This is a genomic window from Pseudomonas sp. TMB3-21 (assembly GCF_054898145.1).
Genome location: NZ_CM142718.1, coordinates 4,608,749 through 4,632,227, shown reverse-complemented (window position 1 = coordinate 4,632,227; position 23,479 = coordinate 4,608,749). Strand labels below are relative to the sequence as shown.

18 protein-coding genes, 1 tRNA gene and 1 pseudogene are annotated in these 23,479 nt (G+C 59.0%); 14 read left to right on the top strand and 6 right to left on the bottom strand.

Going from position 1 to position 23,479, the window contains the following annotated elements; all coding sequences use genetic code 11:
- Positions 1-71: 71 nt before the first annotated feature.
- Together ACYZTS_RS21005 and ACYZTS_RS21000 are read left to right on the top strand one after the other, a co-directional pair.
- Positions 72-2,909, top strand: coding sequence for a PAS domain-containing hybrid sensor histidine kinase/response regulator (locus ACYZTS_RS21005; protein ID WP_461996505.1), 2,838 nt, complete (start codon positions 72-74; stop codon positions 2,907-2,909).
- A gap of 33 nt (positions 2,910-2,942) precedes the next feature.
- Positions 2,943-3,083 (top strand): annotated as a pseudogene (locus ACYZTS_RS21000) (MFS transporter); the annotation flags it as partial.
- 98 nt (positions 3,084-3,181) lie between these two features.
- Here the strand turns inward: ACYZTS_RS21000 and ACYZTS_RS20995 are convergent.
- The gene (locus ACYZTS_RS20995) at positions 3,182-3,436 is read right to left on the bottom strand and encodes a hypothetical protein (protein WP_461991798.1); all 255 of its coding nucleotides are present in this window, start codon (positions 3,434-3,436) and stop codon (positions 3,182-3,184) included.
- 31 nt (positions 3,437-3,467) lie between these two features.
- The gene (locus tag ACYZTS_RS20990) at positions 3,468-4,088 is read right to left on the bottom strand and encodes a TetR/AcrR family transcriptional regulator (protein WP_461991796.1); all 621 of its coding nucleotides are present in this window, start codon (positions 4,086-4,088) and stop codon (positions 3,468-3,470) included.
- Between the two features lie 145 nt (positions 4,089-4,233).
- On the opposite strand from ACYZTS_RS20990, the gene ACYZTS_RS20985 reads away from it, so the two are divergent.
- The 3 genes from ACYZTS_RS20985 to ACYZTS_RS20975 all read left to right on the top strand — a co-directional run bounded on the left by ACYZTS_RS20985 (position 4,234) and on the right by ACYZTS_RS20975 (position 5,903).
- Positions 4,234-4,674 carry a hotdog fold domain-containing protein gene (locus ACYZTS_RS20985; protein ID WP_461991794.1) on the top strand — a complete coding sequence of 147 codons (441 nt, stop codon included), beginning with the start codon at positions 4,234-4,236 and terminating at the stop codon, positions 4,672-4,674.
- A 551-nt stretch (positions 4,675-5,225) separates the two neighbouring features.
- Entirely contained in the window at positions 5,226-5,444 is a 219-nt protein-coding gene (locus tag ACYZTS_RS20980) for a hypothetical protein (protein ID WP_461991792.1), read from the top strand.
- Between the two features lie 213 nt (positions 5,445-5,657).
- Entirely contained in the window at positions 5,658-5,903 is a 246-nt protein-coding gene (locus tag ACYZTS_RS20975) for a hypothetical protein (protein WP_461991790.1), read from the top strand.
- A gap of 286 nt (positions 5,904-6,189) precedes the next feature.
- Here the strand turns inward: ACYZTS_RS20975 and ACYZTS_RS20970 are convergent.
- Positions 6,190-6,277, bottom strand: a tRNA-Ser gene (locus tag ACYZTS_RS20970).
- A gap of 123 nt (positions 6,278-6,400) precedes the next feature.
- Here ACYZTS_RS20970 and ACYZTS_RS20965 point away from each other — a divergent pair.
- On the top strand, positions 6,401-7,072 hold the full coding sequence (locus ACYZTS_RS20965; RefSeq protein ID WP_028621336.1) for a Bax inhibitor-1/YccA family protein: 672 nt from the start codon (positions 6,401-6,403) through the stop codon (positions 7,070-7,072).
- 135 nt (positions 7,073-7,207) lie between these two features.
- On the opposite strand, the gene ACYZTS_RS20960 is transcribed toward ACYZTS_RS20965, so the two are convergent.
- On the bottom strand, positions 7,208-7,648 hold the full coding sequence (locus ACYZTS_RS20960; RefSeq protein ID WP_028621337.1) for an Lrp/AsnC family transcriptional regulator: 441 nt from the start codon (positions 7,646-7,648) through the stop codon (positions 7,208-7,210).
- A 135-nt stretch (positions 7,649-7,783) separates the two neighbouring features.
- On the opposite strand from ACYZTS_RS20960, the gene ACYZTS_RS20955 reads away from it, so the two are divergent.
- On the top strand, positions 7,784-8,680 hold the full coding sequence (locus tag ACYZTS_RS20955) for a DMT family transporter (protein ID WP_461991788.1): 897 nt from the start codon (positions 7,784-7,786) through the stop codon (positions 8,678-8,680).
- 4 nt (positions 8,681-8,684) lie between these two features.
- Here ACYZTS_RS20955 and ACYZTS_RS20950 read toward each other — a convergent pair whose 3' ends face one another.
- Positions 8,685-9,725, bottom strand: a complete 1,041-nt coding sequence (locus ACYZTS_RS20950; protein WP_461996503.1) for an FUSC family protein — start codon at positions 9,723-9,725, stop codon at positions 8,685-8,687.
- 47 nt (positions 9,726-9,772) lie between these two features.
- A complete protein-coding gene (locus tag ACYZTS_RS20945) occupies positions 9,773-11,395 on the bottom strand; it encodes an NADP-dependent glyceraldehyde-3-phosphate dehydrogenase (RefSeq protein WP_461991786.1) in 1,623 nt (540 codons plus the stop codon).
- A gap of 185 nt (positions 11,396-11,580) precedes the next feature.
- Between ACYZTS_RS20945 and ACYZTS_RS20940 the strand changes: the two genes are divergently transcribed.
- The 7 genes from ACYZTS_RS20940 (at position 11,581) to ACYZTS_RS20910 (ending at position 23,443) form a co-directional block, all read left to right on the top strand.
- A complete protein-coding gene (locus tag ACYZTS_RS20940; protein ID WP_461991784.1) occupies positions 11,581-12,468 on the top strand; it encodes a Dyp-type peroxidase in 888 nt (295 codons plus the stop codon).
- 164 nt (positions 12,469-12,632) lie between these two features.
- The gene (gene lexA, locus ACYZTS_RS20935) at positions 12,633-13,250 is read left to right on the top strand and encodes a transcriptional repressor LexA (RefSeq protein ID WP_028621342.1); all 618 of its coding nucleotides are present in this window, start codon (positions 12,633-12,635) and stop codon (positions 13,248-13,250) included.
- Complete coding sequence (gene imuA, locus ACYZTS_RS20930) at positions 13,250-13,867, top strand: translesion DNA synthesis-associated protein ImuA (RefSeq protein ID WP_028621343.1); 618 nt, start codon at positions 13,250-13,252, stop codon at positions 13,865-13,867. Before lexA ends, imuA begins: the two co-directional genes overlap by 1 nt.
- 7 nt (positions 13,868-13,874) lie before the next feature.
- Complete coding sequence (locus ACYZTS_RS20925) at positions 13,875-15,290, top strand: Y-family DNA polymerase (protein ID WP_461991781.1); 1,416 nt, start codon at positions 13,875-13,877, stop codon at positions 15,288-15,290.
- Positions 15,266-18,364 carry an error-prone DNA polymerase gene (locus tag ACYZTS_RS20920; protein ID WP_461991779.1) on the top strand — a complete coding sequence of 1,033 codons (3,099 nt, stop codon included), beginning with the start codon at positions 15,266-15,268 and terminating at the stop codon, positions 18,362-18,364. The genes ACYZTS_RS20925 and ACYZTS_RS20920 overlap by 25 nt, the downstream gene beginning before the upstream one ends.
- Positions 18,365-18,547: 183 nt before the next feature.
- Positions 18,548-20,659, top strand: a complete 2,112-nt coding sequence (locus ACYZTS_RS20915; RefSeq protein ID WP_461991777.1) for a hybrid sensor histidine kinase/response regulator — start codon at positions 18,548-18,550, stop codon at positions 20,657-20,659.
- A 153-nt stretch (positions 20,660-20,812) separates the two neighbouring features.
- The gene (locus ACYZTS_RS20910) at positions 20,813-23,443 is read left to right on the top strand and encodes an excinuclease ABC subunit UvrA (protein ID WP_461991775.1); all 2,631 of its coding nucleotides are present in this window, start codon (positions 20,813-20,815) and stop codon (positions 23,441-23,443) included.
- The last annotated feature ends 36 nt before the right edge of the window (positions 23,444-23,479 follow it).

Here is a 23,479-nt window from a genome sequence, read left to right as displayed (position 1 = left end):
CGGACACGGACGACGACGCAAACCAGCGACAGTCTGGCGCCGTGACGACCGAACGACTTGTTTCAGCGCAAATGCAGGCGGAGCTGGAGGCCAGTCGCTCGGCCCTCGCCAGCAGTGAGGCGCGTCAACGGGCAATCTTCGACAGTGCCATTGATTTTGCAATGATCCTGACCGACCCGGACGGCAAAATCACCGACTGGAACTCCGGCGCGACTCAGGTCACGGGCTGGACCGCAGCGCAAATGCGTGGCCGCAGCGCAGCGCGCTTTTTCACCCCGGAGGACCGCGCGGCCGGGCGGATCGAGCTGGAAATGGCCATTGCGCTACGCGATGGTCGTGCCTCCGATGAACGCTGGCATTTGCGCCAGGACGGGCAACGCTTCTGGGCCTCGGGGGAAATGATGCCGCTGTGGGGTGATCACGATGTTCACCTCGGTTTCGTCAAGATTTTGCGCGATCGCACCAATGAGCACCTCGCGGGCCGGGCGATCGAAGAAGCTCAGGCTCGCTACCGCTTGGCCGTCAAAGCCACCAATGATGCGATCTGGGATTGGGATTTGACCTCCAATCGTGTCCAGTGGAATGACGCGCTTGAGCAGGCTTATGGTCATCCTTTAGCCAATGTAGAGATGACCGGTGAATGGTGGATTGCGCAGATTCATCCTGACGACCAGCAGCGTATCTACGCTTCAATCCACGCGGTGATCGATGGCAACGGCACAGCGTGGAACGGGGAATACCGCTTCAGACGAATAGACGGCTCGTACGCCCAGATACTTGATCGAGGGCACATTATTCGCGACGAGGATGGCCGCGCCCTGCGCATGATTGGCGCGATGCTTGACCTGACCCGGGTGCGCAGCACAGAAGCCGCACTGCGCCAGAGCGAGGAGCGTTTCCGTACGATTCTGGAGACGATCGAGGCGGCGTTTGCCATCGTTCAGGTCAAGTTCGATGCCAACGACGAACCCGTGGACTACCGCTTTCTGGAAGCCAACCCGGCGTTCGAGCGTCAGGCAGGTGTCGACCTGCGCGGTCGATGGGTCACTGAATTCGCGCCCGATCTGGAGCGTTTCTGGTTTGAAACCTATGGCCGGGTGGCAAAAACCGGCGTGCCGGCCAACTTCGAGAGTTACGCAAAAGCATTCGGTCGCTGGTTTGACGTGCGCGCGGTGCCTGTGGGCGATCGCGCCGATCGGCAACTGGCGATTTTATTCAGTGACGTGACCGGACGCCGTGCTGCCGAAGAACGTCTGCGCCAGAGTGAAATGATTGCTCGGGCGAACGTCGAGCGGGTCCAGCTCGCACTCGCGGCGGGTGCAATCTTCGGCACGTGGCACTGGGATCTGACTAAAGACAGTTTCACCGTCGACGAAGCTTTCGCGCGCGCCTTTGGCCTCGATACGGCGTTGGGGCACGAAGGTTTGAGTCTCGAACAGGTGATCGCCACCGTTCATCCTGAAGATCGGTCCGGGCTGAAAGCGGCGATTGATGAAGTGATTGCACGTGGCGGCGCGTACGCCCACCAGTACCGGGTGCGCCGCGCAGACGGCAAGTATTACTGGATCGAAGCCAACGGCCGCGTCGATCACGCTGAAGACGGCACGCCGGTCAGTTTTCCAGGCGTAGTGATCGACGTAGAAGAGCGTCGCTCGGTCGAGGCGCAGCGTGACCGTGCCACCGCCGCATTGCGCTCGCTGAACGACCACCTCGAGCAGCGCGTCGCCGAGCGTACGGCCGAGTTGATGCAGGCCGAAGAGAAGTTGCGTCAGTCGCAGAAGATGGAAGCGGTAGGCCAACTGACAGGTGGCCTGGCCCATGACTTCAATAATCTTCTGGCCGGCATTTCCGGTGCTCTGGAACTGATGGCGACACGAATCGCTCAAGGGCGCTTGTCGGATGTCGATCGGTATTTGCTGACGGCTCAAGGGGCGACAAGGCGAGCTGCGGCGTTGACGCATCGATTGCTCGCGTTCTCCCGACGGCAGACCCTCGATCCGCGACCGACCAACGTCAACACACTGATCGAGGGCATGAGTGAGCTGATCCAGCGCACGGTCGGCCCCAGCATTTCATTGAAGACAGTCGGCGCCGACGATCTCTGGCCTGCATTGGTGGACCCCAGCCAACTGGAAAACGCATTGCTCAATCTGTGCATCAATTCCCGCGATGCCATGCTCAATGGTGGGCAGATCACCATCACCACCGCCAACCAGTGGGTAGGTGCGCAGGAGGCACCGGCGCTGGATTTGCCGGCCGGCCAGTACCTGACGCTGTGCGTCAGTGACACCGGAGCAGGCATGACGCCGGAAATCGTCGCAAAAGCGTTCGATCCTTTCTTCACTACCAAACCTATCGGGCAGGGCACAGGGCTCGGTCTTTCAATGATCTACGGATTCGCCAAACAGTCAGGCGGTCAGGCGCGCATTTCTTCCGAGGTCGGACGCGGGACCACGATGTGGATTTACCTGCCCCGGTACTTTGGTGACGCGAGCGTTCAGGAGCAGGCCGAAAGCGATATTGCACCTGATTTTGCAGCAGTCGGCGAGACGATCCTGGTAGTGGATGATGAGCACACCGTGCGCACGCTGCTGGTCGAAGTCCTGGACGAGTTGGGCTATCGCGTCATTGAAGCGGCGGACAGTGCCCAAGGGCTCAAGGTTCTACGATCAGGGGTACGTATCGATTTGCTTATCTCTGACGTGGGTTTGCCGGGCGGCATGAACGGGCGGCAGATGGCAGACGCAGGCCGAGAGGTTCGTCCCGGCCTGAAGACCTTGTTTATCACAGGCTATGCCGAGGCTGCTGCCATTGCCCAAGGTCATCTTGAGCCGGGGATGCATGTGCTGACCAAGCCGTTTGCAATCGATACGCTGGTTTCGCGGGTGCGCAGGCTGATGAGCGGATGAACCTGCCCGGCCGGGCAGCTCAATGTGCGGTTCTTCGCCATGGTCGTCTGGAAAAAATTGCCCGACCGTCCGAGCAAGGCGCCGTGGCTGAGCGCCGCTGAGGCCGAGCAGATCGAACGTACCCTGGCTGTAGAATCGGAGGAGGGTGCCGGTGCCAGTGGCCACTCGTTCAAGCAATGCACATCATCAACGTGCTGATATGACAAGGCCCTGAATATTCAGGGCCTTGTCATTTGAAGACAGAAATCGAGCATTGCTTGGCGATTTTGGCGCTAACTCGCTTCGGCTCGCGTAATCGTACCCGCTTTCACCTCGTCGGCGTAACCGCTGAGCTTGATTTGCTCAAGGCTCATCAGCTCGCAGATTTTCTTCAACGCCTGCGCCTTTGTGCTGTTGGCTTCGCTGCCAGCCATGTCGGACAGTTGAACCACTGCCCAGCCGATAATCGAGGCGGCATCCTCGAGGTCGTAAAACAGTTCTTGCCGGGCAGTTCGGGGGCCTTGGAGGCCGCGTATCAGATCAGTCATCTGTAGTCAGTCCTGATGGCGAGGGATAAGTTCAGGCCTGACCGCCCACTGCGCGCCAGGCCGCTTGCGCGAGCTGCTGCCTGTGAAGTTCAGGACTCCCTTTGACTCTTTGGGAGAGCCAGGCTCGGCAATAACTCTCTGCGCAACCGATGATGAGTGATGGCATTAATTCGAAGGGTAATTCCAATAGTTCCCGACGGTGGGCAGGGTCATTGAACCAGTCTTTCAGTTGAGCGTTTCGGCGCAGATTGGCTTCCTTCAGCTGATCATTAAAACTGCTTTGCGCGACGGCAAAGCGCGCCTGGTACTGAAAGCGCGCCCAGTCCGGCTGGCCAACTACCCAATCCACGTAGCTATAAACCAATGCTTGAACCCATTCCCTGGTCGTCGTGACCTCTGCCAGGTAGTTATCGCGAAGTCGTGCCTGGTCATCAAGAGCTGTCATATACAGCGCAGCTACTAAACCTTCCTTGTTCTGGAAATGATGATAGATGGCCCCCACGCTCATCTCGCTGGCGACCCGGATGTGGTCAATGGTGGTCGCTTCAATGCCCTGTTGGTTGAAGAGTGCGAGCGCGCATTTGAGGATGTGCCGCTTGGACTCGGCACGGCGCCCCGGATAGCAGCGCTCAAGGAGGTCATCAGGTTCCATTCTTCAGTCCAGGCAAAAAGGACAATGGTAATTCAAACGATGGTGGGGCACGAGCGATTGACTGACATGCTTTAACGGAATAATGTTCCGTAACAGAACAATATTCTGTTTGACGATATCGACTCATCCAAGCCAGAGGAATTCCATGAGCCAGACTCTCAGCATGTACCAAAGCGTTGGTTCGTCCGCGTTCAGCAGTATGGCCTGCCAGATGGCGCCGTACTTCAGCACCATCAATCCGGAGATTTCAGTTTTGACCCCCGGTCGCAGCGAAGTGAAAGTGCCGTTTCGCAAGGAAATCACCAACCACCTGGCTTCGGTCCACGCCATTGCGCTGTGCAACGCCGCAGAACTTGCGGGCGGCATGATGACTGAGGTGTCCGTACCGAGCGGCGCGCGCTGGATCCCGAAAGGCATGACCGTCGAATACCTGGCCAAAGCCAAGACGTCCATTCATGCGATCGCGGATGGCAGCGCAATCGATTGGGAAACGGCGGGTGACAAGGTGGTTCAGGTCGATATTTTTGATGAGGGTGAGGTAAAGGTGTTTACAGCGCGCATCACGATGAATGTCAAAATCACCTGAGCAGCTGCAGCCATTTGGCTGAACCGCTGATCCTGGATGCAATGGCGAGCCGTGGCGATTTCGACATGCGTGCGGCGTTTACCAGGAAAAATTTGCCAAACGGCAGAAACGAAAAAGCCCTGAATAATCAGGGCTTTTTCGTATAAAGATGGCGGCGGCGATGTTCTTTCACGGAGTCCATAAAAGAGCCCATCAATGTATCGGGAGGCCAGTTGTAGCATGACTTTTTGACACCTTGGCAGGCCCAGGTACCAATGAGGACGGAGACGGGTTGCGTTAGATGGTGAAGCCAAGTGTGCGAAATCCTGGATCTTGCGAATCCAACGGGCTGGAGTTCGCCGTGGGATGGGATAGGGAAAATTTCCTGACGTCTAATCAACGGCAACTCTTGAACAAAGAACTGACTGCTTTCCCAGGACAGGGGTGGAGACTCCTGCTGAATTTCTTCTCTTCCAGCTGAGGTGATTGAAATAAAACGCCATTCGTCGGCGTCTTTGGGCACTTTCGATAATTGGCAAAGTCGGTGTATTAGCCCAAAACAGTAGGTTTATATGCGATCCCTAATCCTCGATATGCCTAATGGGCGTGAGCTGATCGACGAGCTCGATTTAGCGACTGAGCTAATGATGTCTATCCCCGTCGACCAAGTAGATGGTCGGCAATGGCAGGATGCTTTCGATAGGCAGCAAAGGGCGTTTGCCGAATGGAGAAAATATCTCCTGCGGTTGGCAGATGGCCGTCTGGCGGACCTGGAGCTGCAAGTTGCATGACTCAAAGTAGTCGGCAGACTTCGCTCATTGACATCGGTTTGTTCCAGATGACGTGGTGTCGCAGATACCAGCCAGTGATCCATGAAGCTGTTTTGTACATTTTACTTGTACAAGTATTCTCTCGTTGTATAGGTTTTGTGCCAAACTTCAGGTATGGAGCATTAAGTCAGCAAAATCGGTCCATACCACAGCGCAAGTTAATCGAGCCTTACCATGATTGTTAAAGACGACTTCAGATTCCAATCACACGTTCTTCTTGTGGAGCTTGACGCTGCAACAACCCAGCTGATGATGCTGGTCGTTGCAGGCGAGCTGTCAGGAGTTCATTGGGATAAAGCGTTCGCACGACAGAGCGCTGCCTACTCGGCGTGGGTCAGCGCCGCAGCGGGCGTTCAAGTAGACCCCATGCCAGTACTTGATGGTCGTCCTGCTGACGGGTCGTTGACTCAGGAAACGTGAGCATCCATTGATGCGAGCCCTTGAGTTCAGGAAGGCCTGCACTTACAGGCGGTGGAGGGTAGATATTTTCCGCTATCTCGACAGCAGCGACAGCGTTCATGGCGCCGCAGACCTGATCAAGAACTTGATGTGCCCCAAGACAAGATCGACGTGGCGGCCCTGGGTGCTACTAAAACGCTTGCGCTGCGCGGATTGATTTTGTCGAGGTACGCAAATAAAACAGGTGGGAAACAGAAAGGCTTGAAAGCGAAAAGGCCCCATAAATGGGGCCTTTTCGATGCGAATATGGCGGAGGCGATGGGATTCGAACTCATGGACCTGTTACAGTCGACGGTTTTCAAGACCGTTGCCTTAAACCACTCGGCCACACCTCCGTTTGCGTTGCGGGCGCCATAATACCTGAATGAAACACACTGTCAAACTCTCTACGTAGCTTGTTACAGAGCGTCTGTTATGATCTTTGCGACTGAACGTTTCAAACCAACAGGAGTGTCGCCATGCGCGAACAGGATTACGCAGTTAATAACAGCGTGCAGGCTGGGCAGCTAGAGGTTAGCCGCGTCCTGCGCAACACTTATGGCTTACTGGCCCTGACCCTCGCATTCAGCGGCGTGATGGCGTATGTCGCCCAGCAGATGCGCGTTGGCTACCCGAATATTTTCGTGGTGCTGATCGGTTTCTACGGCCTTTTCTTCCTTACCAACAAACTCCGCGATTCCGCGTGGGGCCTGGTGTCGGCGTTTGCCTTGACCGGTTTCATGGGTTTCCTGCTCGGCCCGATCCTCAACCGTTACCTGGGTATGCAGGGCGGCGCTGAAGTCGTCAGTTCAGCCTTCGCCATGACCGCATTGGTATTCGGTGGTTTGTCGGCCTACGTGCTGATCTCCCGCAAGGACATGAGCTTCCTCGGTGGTTTCATCACTGCCGGTTTCTTCGTGTTGCTGGGTGCGGTGGTTGCGAGCTTCTTCTTCCAGATCAGCGGTCTGCAACTGGCGATCAGCGCAGGTTTCGTGCTGTTCTCCTCGGTCTGCATTCTTTATCAGACCAGCGCCATCATTCACGGCGGCGAGCGCAACTACATCATGGCAACCGTCAGCCTGTATGTATCGATCTACAACCTGTTCGTCAGCTTGTTGCAGCTGTTCGGCATCATGAGCCGCGATGATTGATCGCAGGCTTTAAGTAAAAAACCCGCTTCGGCGGGTTTTTTATTGTCTTCGTTTTCTGTGGGTGACAGATCTAAAGATCGCGGCCTCGCTTCGCTTGGCTGCTCCTGCAGTAGTCGGTCGTGCGGTTACCGCATATCACTGTGCCATCGGCGGCAACCGTCGCTTGACCGGAGTTTTCTTGACGATGGCGGTGTTGGTTTCGGCATGGCTGTTGAGACGGTCGAGGAGGGTGTCCAGCTGTTCCATCGACCGCACGTGCAAGCGGGCAATGAAACAATCGTCGCCGGTGACCTTGTCGCATTCGGTGAATTCGGGAATCGCCTGGATCTGCCGCTCGACCTCCTGCAACTGCCCCGGCAGCGGACGAATGCGCACAATGGCCTGCAACTGGTAGCCGAAGCACTTCGGATCAATCTCCACCGTGTATCCCTTGAGCACGCCGCGTTCCTCAAGCCGTCGCAAGCGCTCGGCGACACTTGGCGAAGATAAACCGCTGATGTGCGCGAGGGCCTTGAGTGAACGCCGCGAATCTTCCATCAGTGCAGCGATGAGCACTTGATCAATGTCGTCGGTCATTGCAAATCCCCGATAAGGTAATTGTTGGCATATGCCTTCATAAGAAAGGCAGATCTGAAGTTTAGCCTGATTTATACACTGGAGATGCCTGGAGGCGGATTGACATAATTTGCACTCAAACAGAGGAGTCAGATGATGGACAATTCGATTCGGCGCGGATCATTCGAGATGACCGCCGCCATGCTGATCTCCGGGACCATTGGCTGGTTTGTGCTGGTTTCCGGGCAACCGGTGCTGGACGTGGTGTTCTGGCGTTGCGTGTTCGGCGCCGTCACTCTGCTGCTGATTTGCGCGGCGTTCGGCTTCCTGCGCCCCGGCATTCTGACCCGCACCACCTTCTTGCTGGCGGTCATCAGCGGCGTGGCGATCGTCGGCAACTGGGTGCTGTTGTTTGCCTCTTATTCACGCGCCTCGATTGCTATTGGCACAGCGGTTTATAACGTTCAGCCGTTCATGCTGGTCGGATTGGCCGCGCTGTTTATCAACGAAAAAATCACCCTGCAAAAGCTGTTCTGGCTCGGCGTTTCTTTTTTGGGCATGCTCGCCATTGTCAGCGCCCATGGCCAACAGGGCGAAAGCGGCAGCGATTATCTGGTGGGCATTGCGCTCGCGCTGGGGGCTGCGTTTCTTTACGCCATTGCGGCGTTGATCATCAAACGTCTGACTGGCACGCCACCGCATTTGATTGCGCTGATCCAGGTCAGCACCGGCGTGCTCCTGCTCGCGCCATTCGCGCACTTTTCGGCGCTGCCACAAGCGCCGAGCGCTTGGGCCAGTCTGGTGACGCTGGGCATTGTGCACACCGGCGTGATGTACGTTTTGCTGTATGGCGCGATTCAAAAATTACCGACGGCACTGACCGGGGCCCTGTCCTTTATCTATCCGATTGCAGCGATTTTCGTCGACTGGTTCGCCTTCGGTCATCGACTGGAGTTTCTGCAATGGGTTGGGGTTGCCGCGATTCTGTTGGCAGCGGCCGGCATGCAACAAGGCTGGACTTTTAAATTTCGGCGCCCCGTCACGCAGTCATGAGGGCTCAGATATTCCAGCGCGGCGCGGTTTTGGCCAGGCGCTGGCGCAGCAGACTGATGTTGCTCGCCAGCTGCTGGACCAATAAGCGGTAGCCGTCGAGAGGGCTGAACACCGGCGCCTCCAGACTGGCTTCGGTTGACGCTTCCAGTGGTCGATTGAGTCGCTGCGAAGCACCGGTTTTCAACGCCCGCGCCATGCCAATCAGTTGCACGCGGACCAGTCGATGCTCTGCGTTCAGCGCTGCCTGCAGTTGCGCCATAGCGTCGATATCGCGGACATCCGGGCGGGTGTTGCCGAGGATTTCCAGGGTGCTGACACACATCCGCAAGTGCCGCTGAATTGCATCCAGTTCGGTCATGGAAATCTTTACCTCTTTGGACACCGACGGCATCAGCGAACGCAGCTGTATCATCGCCATGTTAAGACGATTCATGACTTTCACGTGCTCGTCATCGTTCACCGACTCGCCGTTGAGGATGCGCCCGTAAATCGTCGCGCAATCGCGCAAGGCATCCGCCAGGTTGTAGCGCCATGAATACACCGCGTACAACGGCAGGGCGAAGGAAAATGCCAGGGCCAGTGCGCAGCCAATCAAAATATCGACCCCGCGCCACAATCCATCGCTGACCGGATTGTCGCCATGCCCGGCAACAATGAACACGGTAATTGCCGCCAGCAGCGTGGTGTAGCCGCCCTTGCCGATGGCGTGATAGGAGAAAGCCCCGCACACCACCGACATGGCTAAATACGTCACCCACGGCATGCCCAGCCATGACTCCTGGGCCATCAACAGCAGACCGATGCCGGCGCCGAGCAATGTGCCCGTCGCTCGCTCGACGGCTTTTTTGCCGATGTTGCCGTGGTGCTGCAAGCCGCCGATCACCACCAGCATCGTCACCGACGCCCACTCGCCGTGGGGCAGGTTGATGCCGGTGGTCAGCAGTATCGAAGCGAGCAAGCCAAGCGACACACGCACCGCGTGAATCAGTTTGGCGTGCCGATAGCGCCGATAAGGGTCCAGTAACGGACGCAGTAATCGGCGCAGGAGCGGTGGCAGTCGGTGGCTGTTGAACGTGCTCAGGCGTGCTGTCCTCAGAAGATGTAATCGGTGGTCAGGAAACTCGAACTGCGGCCGCTGATGATCTCGCTGATGAGGTCTTTGTTGGTTTCCTGAAATTTGGTCGCGACCAGCGTGCGAATCGAAAATACCCGCAGCGCATCATGCACCGACAACGTCCCTTCAGCCGAGTTCTTGCGGCCGTTGAACGGGTAGGTGTCCGGGCCGCGCTGGCACTGGGCGTTAAGGTTGATGCGCCCGACCTGGTTGGCGAACGTGTCAACCAGTCGGCCGACCGCCACTGGGTTGGTGCCGAAGATGCTGAGCTGCTGGCCGAAGTCCGACTCAAGGACGTAATCAATCACCGTGTCCAGATGCCGGTACGGCACGATCGGCACCACCGGACCAAATTGCTCTTCCTGATAAACACGCATCTGCGGCGTCACCGGGTACAACACCGCCGGGTAGAAGAATGACGCGCGGGCTTCACCGCCGTTGGGGTTGACCACGGCAGCGCCTTTGCTTACTGCATCCGCCACCAGTGCGTGCAGGTAATCAACCTTGCCCGACTCCGGCAACGGCGTCAGCGCCACGCCACTGTCCCACGGCATGCCGGGTTTCAGTGTTGCCAGTTTGGCATTGAATTTTTCGATGAACGCCTCGACCACGTCTTCATGCACGAAAAGGATTTTCAACGCAGTGCAGCGCTGGCCGTTGAACGACAGCGACCCGGTGACCGCTTCGCTCACCGCATTGTCCAGGTCGACCTCGGGCAGGATGATGCCTGGGTTCTTCGCGTCCAGACCCAGGGCGGCGCGTAAACGGTGCGGTTTCGGGTGGAGTTTTTTCAGGTCGCTGGCGGCTTTGTTGGTGCCGATGAATGCAAAGATGTCGATCTTGCCGCTGGCCATCAAGGCGCTGACAGTTTCGCGGCCACTGCCGTAGATCACGTTGATCACCCCGGCCGGGAAGCTGTCGCGAAACGCCTCCAGCAATGGACGAATCAGCAACACACCTAGTTTGGCCGGTTTGAACACCACCGTGTTGCCCATGATCAACGCTGGAATTAGCGTGGTGAATGTTTCATTCAACGGGTAGTTGTAAGGTCCCATGCAAAGCGCGACGCCAAGCGGCACGCGACGGATCTGGCCGAGCGTGTCCTGTTCCAGCTCAAAGCGGCTGGAGCGGCGATCGAGTTCCTTCAGCGCGTTGATGGTGTCGACGATGTAGTCGCAGGTGCGGTCGAACTCCTTCTCCGAGTCCTTGAGGTTCTTGCCGATTTCCCACATCAGCAACTTCACCACCGCTTCACGTTGTTCGCGCATTCGCCGCAGGAAGGTTTCGACGTGCTGGATGCGCTCGGCCACGCGCATGGTCGGCCACAGGCCCTGACCGCGATCATAGGCGCGGACGGCGGCGTCGAGGGCAGTCAATGCGGTGTCGGCGTCGAGCAGCGGTGTGCTGCCGAGAATCACTTGTTCGTCGCCGGTTTCGCCGCTCAGGTAGACCGGGCTGCGGACTTGGGCGAGGGCACCGGCCCAGGTTTTCAGCTCGCCATCGACCAGGTATTCACGCTGTTCGGTGGGGCCGTCGAGGCGGTATTTTTCCGGAATGTCGCTGGAGTGTGGAAACAGGTTGCCAAGGATTGCTGTGGTCATTTCGCTACTCCATGTGAGGTAAGCCATGCATTGGCGGCTAGCCGTTCAGATTCACTTCAAAGGTTATACGCCTTATTGCTCGGACTTTTTAAGTGCCGATCCGTCGATCCCGCGATCTTTTGACCTGAGCACACACAACGGCCAGTGCTGCGGGTAAACTCCGCGCTCTTTCCAAAGGAGTTCATATGAGTCACTACCAGCCGGGCATTCTCGCCACCCCCGTTCCGCCTCATGCCCGTCATATGTTCTTCGCCCTGCAATCCATCGAGGCTCTGCCGGCCGCGCTCGACAAGCTGATGACGCTGGTGGACGGCAAGTCGGCGGTGGTGGGGTTTGGTGAGTCGCTGGTCAAGGCACTGCACGTGCAGATCGACGGCTTGCGGGTTTTCCCGGCGATGGCCGGCGTCGGCGTCGACAATCCCTCGACCCAGCAGGCGTTGTGGTGCTGGCTGCATGGTGTCGACCGTGGTGAGTTGCTCAACCGCAGCAATGCCCTCGAAGCCGCGCTCGATCCGGCGTTTCGCCGGGTGCAAATGAACGAAACCTTCCGCCACCAGACCGGCCATGACCTGACAGGCTACGAGGACGGTACTGAAAATCCTCATGACGACGCCGCGGTCGCAGCGGCCTTGTTGGGTGAAGGCGCTGAAGGTCTGGTCGGCGGCAGTTTCGCCGCGATCCAGCAGTGGCAGCACGACTTCAAAGGCTTCAACGCGATGTCCGCCCATGAGCGGGACCACATCATGGGCCGCCGTTTGAGCGATAACGAAGAGCTGGATGACGCGCCGGTTTCTGCCCACGTCAAACGCACTGCTCAGGAAAGCTTCGCCCCGCAAGCGTTTGTGGTGCGCCGTTCGATGCCGTGGATCGAAGGTGATCGCGCCGGTCTGATGTTCCTGGCGTTCGGGTTTTCCCTCGATGCGTTCGAAGCACAATTGCGCCGCATGAGTGGACTCGAGGATGGCATCACTGACGGCTTGTATCGCATGAGCCGTCCGGTGACAGGTGGCTATTACTGGTGCCCGCCGTTGAAGGACGGTTACCTGGATTTGCGGGCATTGCGTATCGGCTAATTGCCCGAACTCTGGTCGTAACAAAATCCCTGTAGCAGCTGCCGAGCACCGCGAGGCTGCGTCGATCAACCGAATCAACTCGTCAGCTCCTAAGGGTAAACATTCCATTGCACCTATAGAGCCTGACTAACGGCTCTTGCCGGAAAAAAAGCAAAAGAGTACAAATGTACTCCATGACTAATCTTACTCCTCGCCGTACCGCCATCCTGACCTTCATCCGTGATCGAATCGCGGAACACGGTCAGTCCCCGAGCCTCGCTGAAATCAGCGAGGCGTTTGGTTTTGCCTCTCGCAGCGTGGCGCGCAAGCATGTGCTGGCGTTAACGGAAGCCGGTTTTATCGAGGTCAATCCGCATCAGGCGCGGGGCATACGCTTGCGCGGCCAACCGGCGCGGGCAGGGTTGCTCGACATTGCGATTCTCGGCCGGGTGGCCGCCGGTGCGCCGATCGGCGCCGATGCCGAGGTGCACAGCCGTTTGCTGTTCGATCCCGCAATGTTCTCCCGTGTGCCGGATTACTTGCTGAGGGTTCAGGGCGACTCGATGATCGAAGACGGCATCCTCGATGGCGATCTGGTCGGTGTGCACCGTAATCCGGAGGCGCTCAATGGCCAGATCGTCGTGGCACGGCTCGATGGCGAAGTGACGATCAAACGCTTCCAACGCATTGGCGACAAAGTTCAACTGCTGCCGCGCAATCCGGCTTATCAGCCGATTCTTGTGCGCGCCGATCAGGATCTGGCGATTGAAGGCGTGTTCTGTGGCCTTGTGAGGCAAGGGTGATGGGCGCCGTCGTCGCGCTGGATACACTGTTCAATGGCGGTCAGGTCTGGAAGGGGCGACCTGCGCCACCGGCCGCCAGCCCACAACCGACCGGCCATACCGCGCTGGACGCGGCATTGCCCACGGGCGGTTGGCCGGAAGCGGCGCTAACCGAAATCCTCCTGGTCGGGCAGGGCGTTGGTGAGTTGCAACTGGTGTGGCCGGCGTTGGCGCGACTGTCGGCGGCCGGTGAGCGCATCGTGCTGGTAGCCCCGCCTTATGTGCCATACCCCATGGCGTGGGTTAATGCCGGCGTCGATCTGCGCCAGTTGTCGATCATCCAGGCCAGCGAGCGCGATGCCCTGTGGGCGGCGGAGCAATGCCTGCGTTCGGGCAGTTGCGGCGCGGTGCTGTGCTGGCCGCAAAAGGCTGACGACCGTGCTTTGCGCCGCCTGCAGGTGGCGGCGGAAACCGGTTCGACCCTGGCGTTTGCCTATCGCTCGATGCAAGAGGCGCTGAATCCTTCACCTGCCGCACTGCGCATTGCCATCGATGCCAGGCCCGCGCAGTTGCGGGTGCTCAAGTGCCGTGGCGGGCTGGCCCGATCCGCACCCATTGCCTACCCTGTGGGGCATTGAGGTTGCCATGCGCTGGGTTTGCATACTTTTCCCGCAATTGGCGCTGGACGCGGTGCTGCGTCAGCGTCCCGATCCCGAGCAGCCTCTGGCTTTATTGACTGGCCCGGCGCAGCGTCGGGTGTTGCAGGCAGTCAATGCATCGGCCCGCGCGCTGGGCTTGCGTCCGGGGCAGTCGATGACGGCTGCGCAAACCCTGAGCAAAGGCTTTGTCACGGCGGAATACGACAGCGCCGAGATCGAACACTGGCAGCAGTTTCTGGCCGCATGGGCCTATCGCTTCAGTTCCCAGGTCAGCGTGCACTACCCGCGAGCGGTGGTATTCGAAATCGAATCCAGCCTGGGCCTGTTCGGTGACTGGCCGCAATTCGAAGCGCGTTTGCGCAACGAACTCGGCGAACTGGGCTTTCGTCACCGGATCGTCGCCGCGCCAAACCCGGCAGCGGCGCGAATACTGGCCAATGCTTATGACGGTCTGGTGGTGCCCGACGATCGCGCCTTGCAGCATTATCTGGGGCAACTGCCTGTTGACCGCATCGGCTTGGAAGCAAGCGTCGCCACGGCCTTAACGCGCATGGGTTTGCGCACGCTGAATCAGGTACAGGCGTTGCCCCGGCAGAGTCTGGCCCGGCGTTTTGAAGTGCAGGTGCTCAAACACCTGGACACGTTACTCGGCGCAAGACGTCTCGCGCTTGCATTCTATTTGCCGCCAGACCGTTTCGACGTGCGCATCGAACTCAACTTCGACGTGCAATCGCATCAGGCACTGCTGTTTCCGTTGCGCCGCCTGACCGGTGATTTGTCGGCGTTTCTCTGTGGCCGCGACAGCGGTGTGCAGCGATTCGATCTGCACCTTGAGCATGCCGGGCTGGCGGACACTGTGATCAAAGTCGGCCTGCTCAGCGCTGAGCGCGATCCGGCCATGCTTTTCGAACTGGCTCGAGGGCGACTCGAACAGGTTCAGGTCGCGGCCCCGGTACGCGGTTTTCGTCTGCGCGCAGAAGACCTGCCGACCTTCATTCCGCAATACCAGGAGCTGTTTGACGATCGTCCCCAGCAGTCCTTGCCTTGGGAACAACTGCGCGAACGCTTGCGTGCTCGATTGGGGGATGAGGCAGTGCAGGGTTTACGCTTTCAGGCTGACCATCGCCCGGAATGTGCGTGGCAGGCGAGGGTCGACAACCAGCGCAATGAAGTGCTGCCGGGCGTGCAGCGTCCGGGATGGTTGCTGACCGAACCCCTGGCCGTTCACGAACATTCCACGCGTATTCTCATGGGGCCGGAGCGGATCGAGTCGGGCTGGTGGGATGGTGGCGATGTGCGTCGCGATTATTACCTGATCGAAACCCGTACCGGCCAACAAGGCTGGGCTTATCGTGCGGTAGGTGAGAATGGCCCGTTGTGGTTGCATGGCTGGTTCGCATGAACTTTGAATATGCCGAGCTGCATTGCCTGTCGAACTTCAGTTTCCAGCGGGGGGCTTCCAGTGCACTGGAACTCTTTCAACGGTCGAAAAAACTCGGCTATCAAGCATTGGCAATCACCGACGAATGCACCCTGGCCGGCATCGTCCGCGCCTGGCAAGCGGCCAAATCTGTGGAGCTGCCGCTGATCATCGGCAGCGAAATCAGGGTTGAAAATGGTCCGAAACTGGTCTTGCTGGTGGAAAACCTACAGGGTTATCAGAGTCTGTGTCGGCTTATCACTCTTGCACGCAGACGCACGCAGAAGGGTTTGTATCAGGTGCTGCGTGAGGATTTCAGAGAGTCAATGCCGGGGCTGTTGGCGTTATGGGTACCGGATGCACTCGATGATGTCGAGCAGGGCCAATGGCTCAGGCAAGTGTTCGCCGATCGTCTTTGGCTGGCCGTGCAATTGCATCGCGGGCAGGACGATCCGCGGCGGTTGAAAGGGTTGTTGATGCTGGCCAAAGAATTGCAAATCCCGGCCGTGGCCAGCGGCGATGTGCACATGCATTGCCGGGCCCGGCGGGCGTTGCAAGACACCATGACCGCGATCCGACATCACCTGCCGGTCGCGGAAGCGGGCATGCGCCTACACCCCAATGGCGAGCGGCATTTGCGCGGCCTCGATGCGTTGCAATCGATCTACCCGCAAGCCCTGCTCGACGAGACCATGACCATCGCCCGGCGTTGCACGTTCGACCTCTGCCAATTGCGTTATCACTACCCACGCGAGTTGGTCCCTGAAGGTCAGACTGCCACGTCCTGGCTGCGGGTGTTAACTGAACAGGGCATACAGTGGCGCTGGCCCGATGGGCCGAAAACCGAAGTGCTGACTCAGATCGGCAAAGAGCTGGAGCTGATCGCCGAGCTGGGCTACGAAAGCTACTTTCTGACGGTGCACGACATTGTGCGTTTTGCCCGTGAGCAGCAAATTCTCTGTCAGGGCCGGGGTTCGGCCGCCAACTCGGCGGTGTGTTTTGCATTGGGCATCACCGAAATCGATCCTGATCGCACCACGCTATTGTTCGAACGCTTTCTCTCCAAAGAGCGCAACGAGCCGCCAGACATTGATGTCGATTTCGAGCACGAACGCCGCGAAGAAGTCTTGCAGTATGTTTTCCAGCGCTATGGCCGCACTCGCGCGGCGCTGACGGCGGTGGTCAGCACTTATCACGCGGCGGGCGCCGTGCGCGACGTGGCCAAGGCCTTGGGTTTGCCGCCCGACCAGATCAATGCCCTGGCCGATTGCTGTGGTCACTGGAGCGATGAGACACCGCCGGTGGAGCGTCTGCGCGAAGGCGGTTTCGATCCCGAGAGCCCTGTGCTGCACAGGGTACTGAGCCTGACCGGGCAACTGATCGGTTTCCCTCGGCACCTGTCCCAGCACCCCGGAGGTTTCGTGATTTCCGAACAGCCGCTGGACACGCTGGTGCCGGTGGAAAACGCCGCGATGGCTGACCGCACGATCATCCAATGGGACAAGGATGATCTGGACGCCGTCGGCCTGCTCAAGGTCGACATCCTCGCCCTCGGCATGCTCAGTGCGATACGCCGATGCTTCGATCTGCTGCGTCGGCACCGTGATCTCGACCTTAGCCTGGCGACAATCCCGGCCGAGGACGCCGCCACTTACGAAATGATTACCCGCGCGGACACAGTCGGCGTGTTCCAGATCGAGTCGCGGGCACAGATGTCGATGTTGCCGCGACTCAAACCCAAGACCTTTTATGATTTGGTCATCGAGGTGGCCATCGTTCGCCCCGGGCCGATTCAGGGCGGGATGGTTCACCCTTATCTTCGCCGTAGAAATGGTCAGGAAGCCGAAACCTATCCCTCGCCGCAACTGAAAACAGTGCTCAAGCGCACCCTCGGCGTACCGTTGTTTCAGGAACAGGTGATGCAGATTGCGATTGTCGCGGCCGATTACAGCCCCGGCGAAGCCGATCAGTTACGCCGCTCAATGGCGGCCTGGAAACGCCACGGCGGGCTTGAGCCGCACAAGCTGCGTCTAGCGGCCGGGATGAAAAAAAACGGCTACACACCGGAGTTTGCCGCGCTGATTTTCGAACAGATAAAAGGCTTTGGCAGCTACGGATTTCCAGAGTCCCACGCTGCCAGTTTTGCCTTGTTGACCTACGCCAGTTGCTGGCTGAAATGCCATGAACCGGCGGCGTTCGCTTGCGCGCTGATCAATAGCTGGCCGATGGGGTTCTACAGCCCCGATCAGATTCTGCAAGACGCGCGCCGGCATCATCTGAAGATCCGTGCGGTGGATGTGCGAGCCAGTGACTGGGACTGCAGCCTTGAGAAAATCATTGGCGCACAACCGGCCATTCGTATGGGGTTGCGAATGATCAAAGGCTTTCGCGAGGACGATGCCCGACGCATTGAGTACGCCAGGGCGCAGGGGGCTTTCATCGACATCGCCGACCTCGGCGAACGGGCGCGCCTCGATGCCCGGGCCCAGGAGCAGCTCGCCGATGCCGGTGCATTGCGCGGGCTGGCCGGTGACCGGCACCAGGCACGCTGGGAAGTGGCGGGTGTACAGAAGCAGCTCGGCTTGTTCAGCGGGTTGCCCACTCAGGAAGAGCCCGCTGTCTACCTGCCCAAACCCTCCGTGGCCGAGGACCTGTTGGCTGATTACAACAGTGTGGGAACTACGCTTGGCCCGCATCCGCTGGCGTTGTTGCGCGGTGAATTAAAAGCCCGACGCTGCCGCAGTTCCAAAGAACTGCTGGAGGTCGAACATGGCCGGCCGGTGAGCATCGCCGGGCTGGTGACCGGTCGACAACGACCGGGAACTGCCAGTGGTGTCACTTTCGTTACCCTCGAAGACGAGTTCGGCAACGTCAACGTCATCGTTTGGCGCGACCTGGCCGAGCGACATCGGAAGGTTTTGGTGTGCTCACAGTTGCTCAAGGTCGATGGCCGCTGGGAGAGCGAGGGCAATGTCCGGCATTTGATAGCGGGGCGCTTGAGCGACCTGACGCCACTGCTGGATGGCATCAGTGTGCGCAGCCGGGATTTCCATTAAATCCCTGCGGCTGTGAACGGTTTGGTAGTGGCGACACACTCGGAGTCCAACAGGTCAGGCAATGCTCGGCTATAACTCTATGAAACCATTGGCAACCTTGGTGCTCGAAACAAACGGGCGCCCGCCGATGCCATAGGGTTAATATCGCGCCTGACAGCCACTTACAGGACACTGAGCCAGTCAATGCAGTTTCTATCCAATAACCACGGATGTGTGGGCTGGAATGGTGAAATGGCCGAACGCATCTGTGCGTTCGACTGGAGCCTGACCGATCTGGGAGACATCCAGCACTGGCCGAAAAGTCTGTGCTGCGCAGTGCAAATGTTGCTCGCTTCGCCGTTGCCGATGGTGATGCTCTGGGGCCGGGCCGGTTACATGATTTACAACGACGCCTACTCGGAGTTTGCCGGGGGCCGTCATCCGTATCTGCTTGGAGCTCCGGTGGAACTGGGTTGGCCGGAAGTCGCCGAGTTCAATCGCCATGTGGTCGACACCTGTCTGGCAGGCGGCACGTTGTCTTTTCGCAACAAGGAACTGGTGTTGCTCCGCGATGGCGTCCCCGAAGACGTCTGGATGGATCTCTATTACAGCCCTGTTGCCGATGACGAAGGGATCCCCGCTGGTGTTCTGGCGATGGTGGTCGAGACGACCGAGTACGTGATCTCCGAGCGGCGCCGGCGCGAAGCCGAAGATGCTTATCGGGCCGATAATGAGCGGGTGCGACTGGCACTCAATGCCGGGGCATTACTTGGCTCCTTTGTCTGGGACATCAAGGGCAATACGCTGTCCGGCGATGAACGTTTCGCCCGAACTTTTTCATATCCTGCCACGCGCAACCTCGCTGACCTGTCCTCCGAAATCGCACAAGCACTGATTCATCCGGATGACCGTCGCTGGGTCCAGGAACAAGTCGATCAATCCGTGGCCAGCGGCGCACCTTTCAACGCGGAATATCGGGTGCAGCGCCCTGATGGCGCTTACCTGTGGGTGCTGGCCAGTGGTTGCTGCGAGTTCGATGAACAGGGCGAACCGTTCCGCTTTCCGGGTGTGCTGATCGACATACACGAGCGTAAAACTGCCGAAGAATCATTGTTGCGATTCACTCGTAACCTTGAGCAACGGGTTGCCGATGAAGTGAAAGCCCGCCTGGACACCGAAGAACAACTGCGTCAGTCGCAGAAGCTTGAAGCCATCGGCGGCCTCACGGGCGGAGTGGCCCATGACTTCAATAATTTGCTGCAGGTCATTGCGGGCAACCTGCATCTGCTCGCGCGGCATGAGCCGGACAACGCCAACGTCCAGCGCCGGGTCAGCGCGTCGATCGCAGCGGTCGAGCGCGGCGCGAAACTGTCTTCTCAGCTACTCGCGTTTGCCCGCCGCCAGCCGCTGACGCCGGCCGTGTGCAATCCCTGGCAAATCTTCGATGACCTCGGCGAGCTGCTACAGCGCGCGCTGGGTGAAACGATCCAGATCAACGTGAACCTGCCCGACGAGCCATGGCGGATTTTCGTTGACCGCCATCAAATGGAGAATGCCATTCTCAATCTGGCGATCAATGCCCGAGACGCCATGAAAGGTGAGGGCGTAATTGTGCTCGGTGCGGATAATGTCTGCCTTGATCACGAATTTTGCGCAGGCAAGGGCATTTTGGCCGGCGACTATATTCGCGTAGAGGTGGTGGACTCGGGTGTGGGCATGGCGCCGGAAGTGCTCGCCCAGGCGTTTGAACCGTTTTTTACCACCAAGGCTGATGGTCAAGGGACGGGGCTGGGCTTGAGCATGGTGTTTGGTTTCGTCAAACAAAGCGGGGGCCACATCGAAATGTCCAGCGAGGTCGGGCAGGGCACTCGCGTGCAGCTGTATTTTCCACGAAGCCTGCGTCCGGTGCCCAGTGAAACTACGACTCAGGATTCACCGCAACGCGGTGGACACGAGACCATTCTGGTGGTGGAAGACAACGAAGCCGTGCGTACGTCGGCGGTGGAATTGCTGCTCGAGGAGGGTTATCAGATTCTCACCGCTGCCAACGGTGACGCAGCGATGCAGCTGTTGCTGGAAGGCGTAGAGGTTGACTTGATTTTTACCGATGTGGTCATGCCAGGCCTGATCAAAAGTTCTGAACTGGCCGCCTGGGCCAAGGTGCAAACACCGCCCGTTGCGGTGCTGTTCACTTCGGGTCACACCCGCGACATTATCTCGCGCAACCATCAGCTCAGCGCCGACACCTGGCTGCTGAGCAAACCTTATGGTCCCGAAGCGCTGCTGAGCATGATTCGCGATGTGCTGGGCGGCTGAGTTTTCACCGGCTGCGCGACACGTATGCTCGTCGCCTGTAGGAGCAAGCTTGCTCGCGATAGCTATGGACCTGATAAGTCGCCATCGCGAGCAAGCTTGCTCCTACAAGCAAAGTCCCGGGCAATTCATGAACCTTTCAATCAAGGTCTACCAATGACTTCCAAGCGCACCTCGAACCCTCCTTCCGGCATGGTCAGAGTGCGTGGCGCTCGGGAACACAACCTCAAGAACGTCGATGTCGATATTCCCCGCGATGCCCTCGTGGTGTTCACCGGAGTCTCCGGTTCGGGTAAATCCTCACTCGCATTCTCGACCCTGTACGCCGAAGCGCAGCGTCGTTATTTCGAATCCGTTGCGCCTTATGCGCGACGCTTGATCGATCAGGTCGGCGTGCCTGACGTTGATTCCATCGAAGGCTTGCCGCCTGCGGTTGCATTGCAACAGCAGCGAGGCACGCCGAGCACGCGGTCTTCGGTGGGCAGCGTGACCACTCTGTCCAGCCTGATTCGTATGCTGTATTCCCGCGCCGGCAGTTACCCGGCGGGTCAGCCGATGCTCTACGCCGAAGATTTTTCGCCCAACACGCCGCAAGGTGCCTGCCCGGAATGCCACGGACTGGGTCGGGTTTATGAGGTCACCGAAACGTTGATGGTGCCGGATCCGAGCCTGACCATCCGCCAGCGCGCAGTTGCTTCGTGGCCTACAGCGTGGCAGGGGCAGAACTTGCGCGACATCCTCGTGACCCTCGGTTACGACGTCGATAAACCCTGGCGCGACCTGCCGAAAAAGCAGCGCGACTGGATTCTGTTCACTGAAGAAACCCCGACGGTGCCGGTGTACGCCGGGTTCACACCGGAGGAAACCAAAGTCGCGCTCAAACGCAAGATGGAGCCGAGTTATCAGGGCACCTTCACCGGTGCGCGGCGTTACATCCTGCACACCTTCAGCCATTCGCAAAGTGCGCTGATGAAAAAGCGCGTTTCGCAATTCATGCTCGGCAGCCCATGTCCGCTGTGCGATGGCAAACGGCTCAAGCGCGAAGCGTTGTCGGTGACGTTCGCCGGCTACGACATCGGTGAGTTGTCGCAGATGCCCTTGCTGCAGGTCGCTGAAGTGCTGAGACCGGTCGCCGCACGCAGCTACCTCGAACAGGCTGAAGAAGCCGGCGAGGTGTTGACCCATGATCAGACCCGCGAAGCGCGCCAGCAACGCGTGACCCATGGCGCCAGTGCCCATGCCAATGCACCTGACGTGCGCCACACACCCAACCTGTCGGTGGAAAAACGCCTGGCCGCGCAACGCATCGCTCAGGATTTGCTGGAGCGAGTCAGCACACTGACCGATCTTGGCCTCGGTTATCTCGCGCTGGAGCGCAGCACACCGACACTGTCGTCCGGTGAGTTGCAGCGGTTGCGTCTGGCGACACAACTGGGTTCGCAGTTGTTCGGGGTGATTTATGTGCTGGACGAGCCGTCGGCCGGTTTGCATCCGGCGGACGGCGAGGCGTTGTTTGAATCGTTGCAACGGCTGAAGGCTGCCGGCAATACCTTGTTTGTCGTCGAGCATGATCTGGAAACCATGCGCCGCGCTGACTGGCTGATCGACGTCGGCCCCGCAGCCGGCGAGCACGGCGGTCGTATCCTCTACAGCGGGCCGCCATCCGGATTGGCGCAGGTAGCAGACTCGCAGACGCGTGCCTACCTGTTCGCCGATCAGGTCACGTCACCGCGCGCCCCTCGCAAGGCGACCGATTGGCTGCGTCTGGAGGGCATCACCCGCAATAATCTGAATAACCTCAGTGCAGAGTTTCCGTTGGGCTGTTTTACGTCGGTAACGGGTGTGTCGGGTTCCGGCAAATCGAGCCTGGTCAGTCAGGCCTTGCTAGAGTTGGTGGGTGCGCACCTTGGGCGGGCGAGCCGTGAGAGCGAGGCCGAGGAGCTGAGCCTTGAAGACGATGCACCGCAAGTCAGCGGTGGTCAGGTGACGGCCGGGCTGGAATCGATCAAGCGCCTGGTCCAGGTTGATCAGAAACCCATCGGCCGTACACCGCGCTCTAACCTGGCGACCTACACCGGACTGTTCGACAGCGTGCGCAAGTTGTACGCCGCTACGCCGCAGGCGCAGGCCGAGGGCTACGACGCAGGGCAATTTTCGTTCAACGTCGCCAAGGGGCGTTGCCCGACGTGCGAAGGCGAGGGTTTTGTCAGCGTCGAATTGTTGTTCATGCCGAGCGTCTATGCGCCATGTCCGACCTGTCACGGCGCGCGCTACAACCCGCAAACACTGGCGATCAGTTGGCAAGGCCTGAATATCGCGCAGGTTTTGCAACTGACCGTAGAAGAGGCCGTAGAGGTGTTCGACGGGCAAGCGGGCATCCGTCGGTCTCTGGAGGTGCTGCGTGACATCGGGCTGGGTTATTTGCGTCTAGGCCAACCGGCCACAGAGTTGTCCGGCGGCGAAGCCCAGCGCATCAAACTGGCGACCGAGCTGCAACGCAATCAACGTGGCGCAACCCTGTATGTGCTGGATGAACCCACCACCGGATTGCACCCGCGTGATGTTGATCGCCTGCTCGAACAGTTGAATACGCTGGTGACGGCAGGGCACACGGTGATCGTCGTTGAACACGAAATGCGCGTGGTGGCCCAGAGCGATTGGGTGATCGACATCGGACCGGGGGCAGGGGATCAAGGTGGCCGCATCGTCGTCGCCGGCACACCGCAGAAAGTCGCGAAAACCAAAAAAAGCCGAACCGCGCCGTTTCTGGCGAGGACATTGGGGTGAGTGAGCCTACACAATGCGCCCTTGTAGGAGCAAAGC

Bases quoted from the DNA above. Each gene is read 5' to 3' on its own strand.
- ACYZTS_RS21005 (WP_461996505.1), top strand. From the start codon at position 72: ATGCAGGCGGAGCTGGAGGCCAGTCGCTCGGCCCTCGCCAGCAGTGAG.
- ACYZTS_RS20960 (WP_028621337.1), bottom strand. From the start codon at position 7,648: ATGACCGACGACATTGATCAAGTGCTCATCGCTGCACTGATGGAAGAT.
- ACYZTS_RS20945 (WP_461991786.1), bottom strand. From the start codon at position 11,395: ATGACCACAGCAATCCTTGGCAACCTGTTTCCACACTCCAGCGACATT.
- ACYZTS_RS20955 (WP_461991788.1), top strand. From the start codon at position 7,784: ATGGACAATTCGATTCGGCGCGGATCATTCGAGATGACCGCCGCCATG.
- ACYZTS_RS20990 (WP_461991796.1), bottom strand. From the start codon at position 4,088: ATGGAACCTGATGACCTCCTTGAGCGCTGCTATCCGGGGCGCCGTGCC.
- ACYZTS_RS20975 (WP_461991790.1), top strand. From the start codon at position 5,658: ATGATTGTTAAAGACGACTTCAGATTCCAATCACACGTTCTTCTTGTG.
- ACYZTS_RS20965 (WP_028621336.1), top strand. From the start codon at position 6,401: ATGCGCGAACAGGATTACGCAGTTAATAACAGCGTGCAGGCTGGGCAG.
- ACYZTS_RS20995 (WP_461991798.1), bottom strand. From the start codon at position 3,436: ATGACTGATCTGATACGCGGCCTCCAAGGCCCCCGAACTGCCCGGCAA.
- ACYZTS_RS20915 (WP_461991777.1), top strand. From the start codon at position 18,548: ATGCAGTTTCTATCCAATAACCACGGATGTGTGGGCTGGAATGGTGAA.
- ACYZTS_RS20940 (WP_461991784.1), top strand. From the start codon at position 11,581: ATGAGTCACTACCAGCCGGGCATTCTCGCCACCCCCGTTCCGCCTCAT.
- ACYZTS_RS20925 (WP_461991781.1), top strand. From the start codon at position 13,875: ATGCGCTGGGTTTGCATACTTTTCCCGCAATTGGCGCTGGACGCGGTG.
- ACYZTS_RS20985 (WP_461991794.1), top strand. From the start codon at position 4,234: ATGAGCCAGACTCTCAGCATGTACCAAAGCGTTGGTTCGTCCGCGTTC.
- ACYZTS_RS20910 (WP_461991775.1), top strand. From the start codon at position 20,813: ATGACTTCCAAGCGCACCTCGAACCCTCCTTCCGGCATGGTCAGAGTG.
- imuA (WP_028621343.1), top strand. From the start codon at position 13,250: ATGGGCGCCGTCGTCGCGCTGGATACACTGTTCAATGGCGGTCAGGTC.
- ACYZTS_RS20980 (WP_461991792.1), top strand. From the start codon at position 5,226: ATGCGATCCCTAATCCTCGATATGCCTAATGGGCGTGAGCTGATCGAC.
- lexA (WP_028621342.1), top strand. From the start codon at position 12,633: ATGTACTCCATGACTAATCTTACTCCTCGCCGTACCGCCATCCTGACC.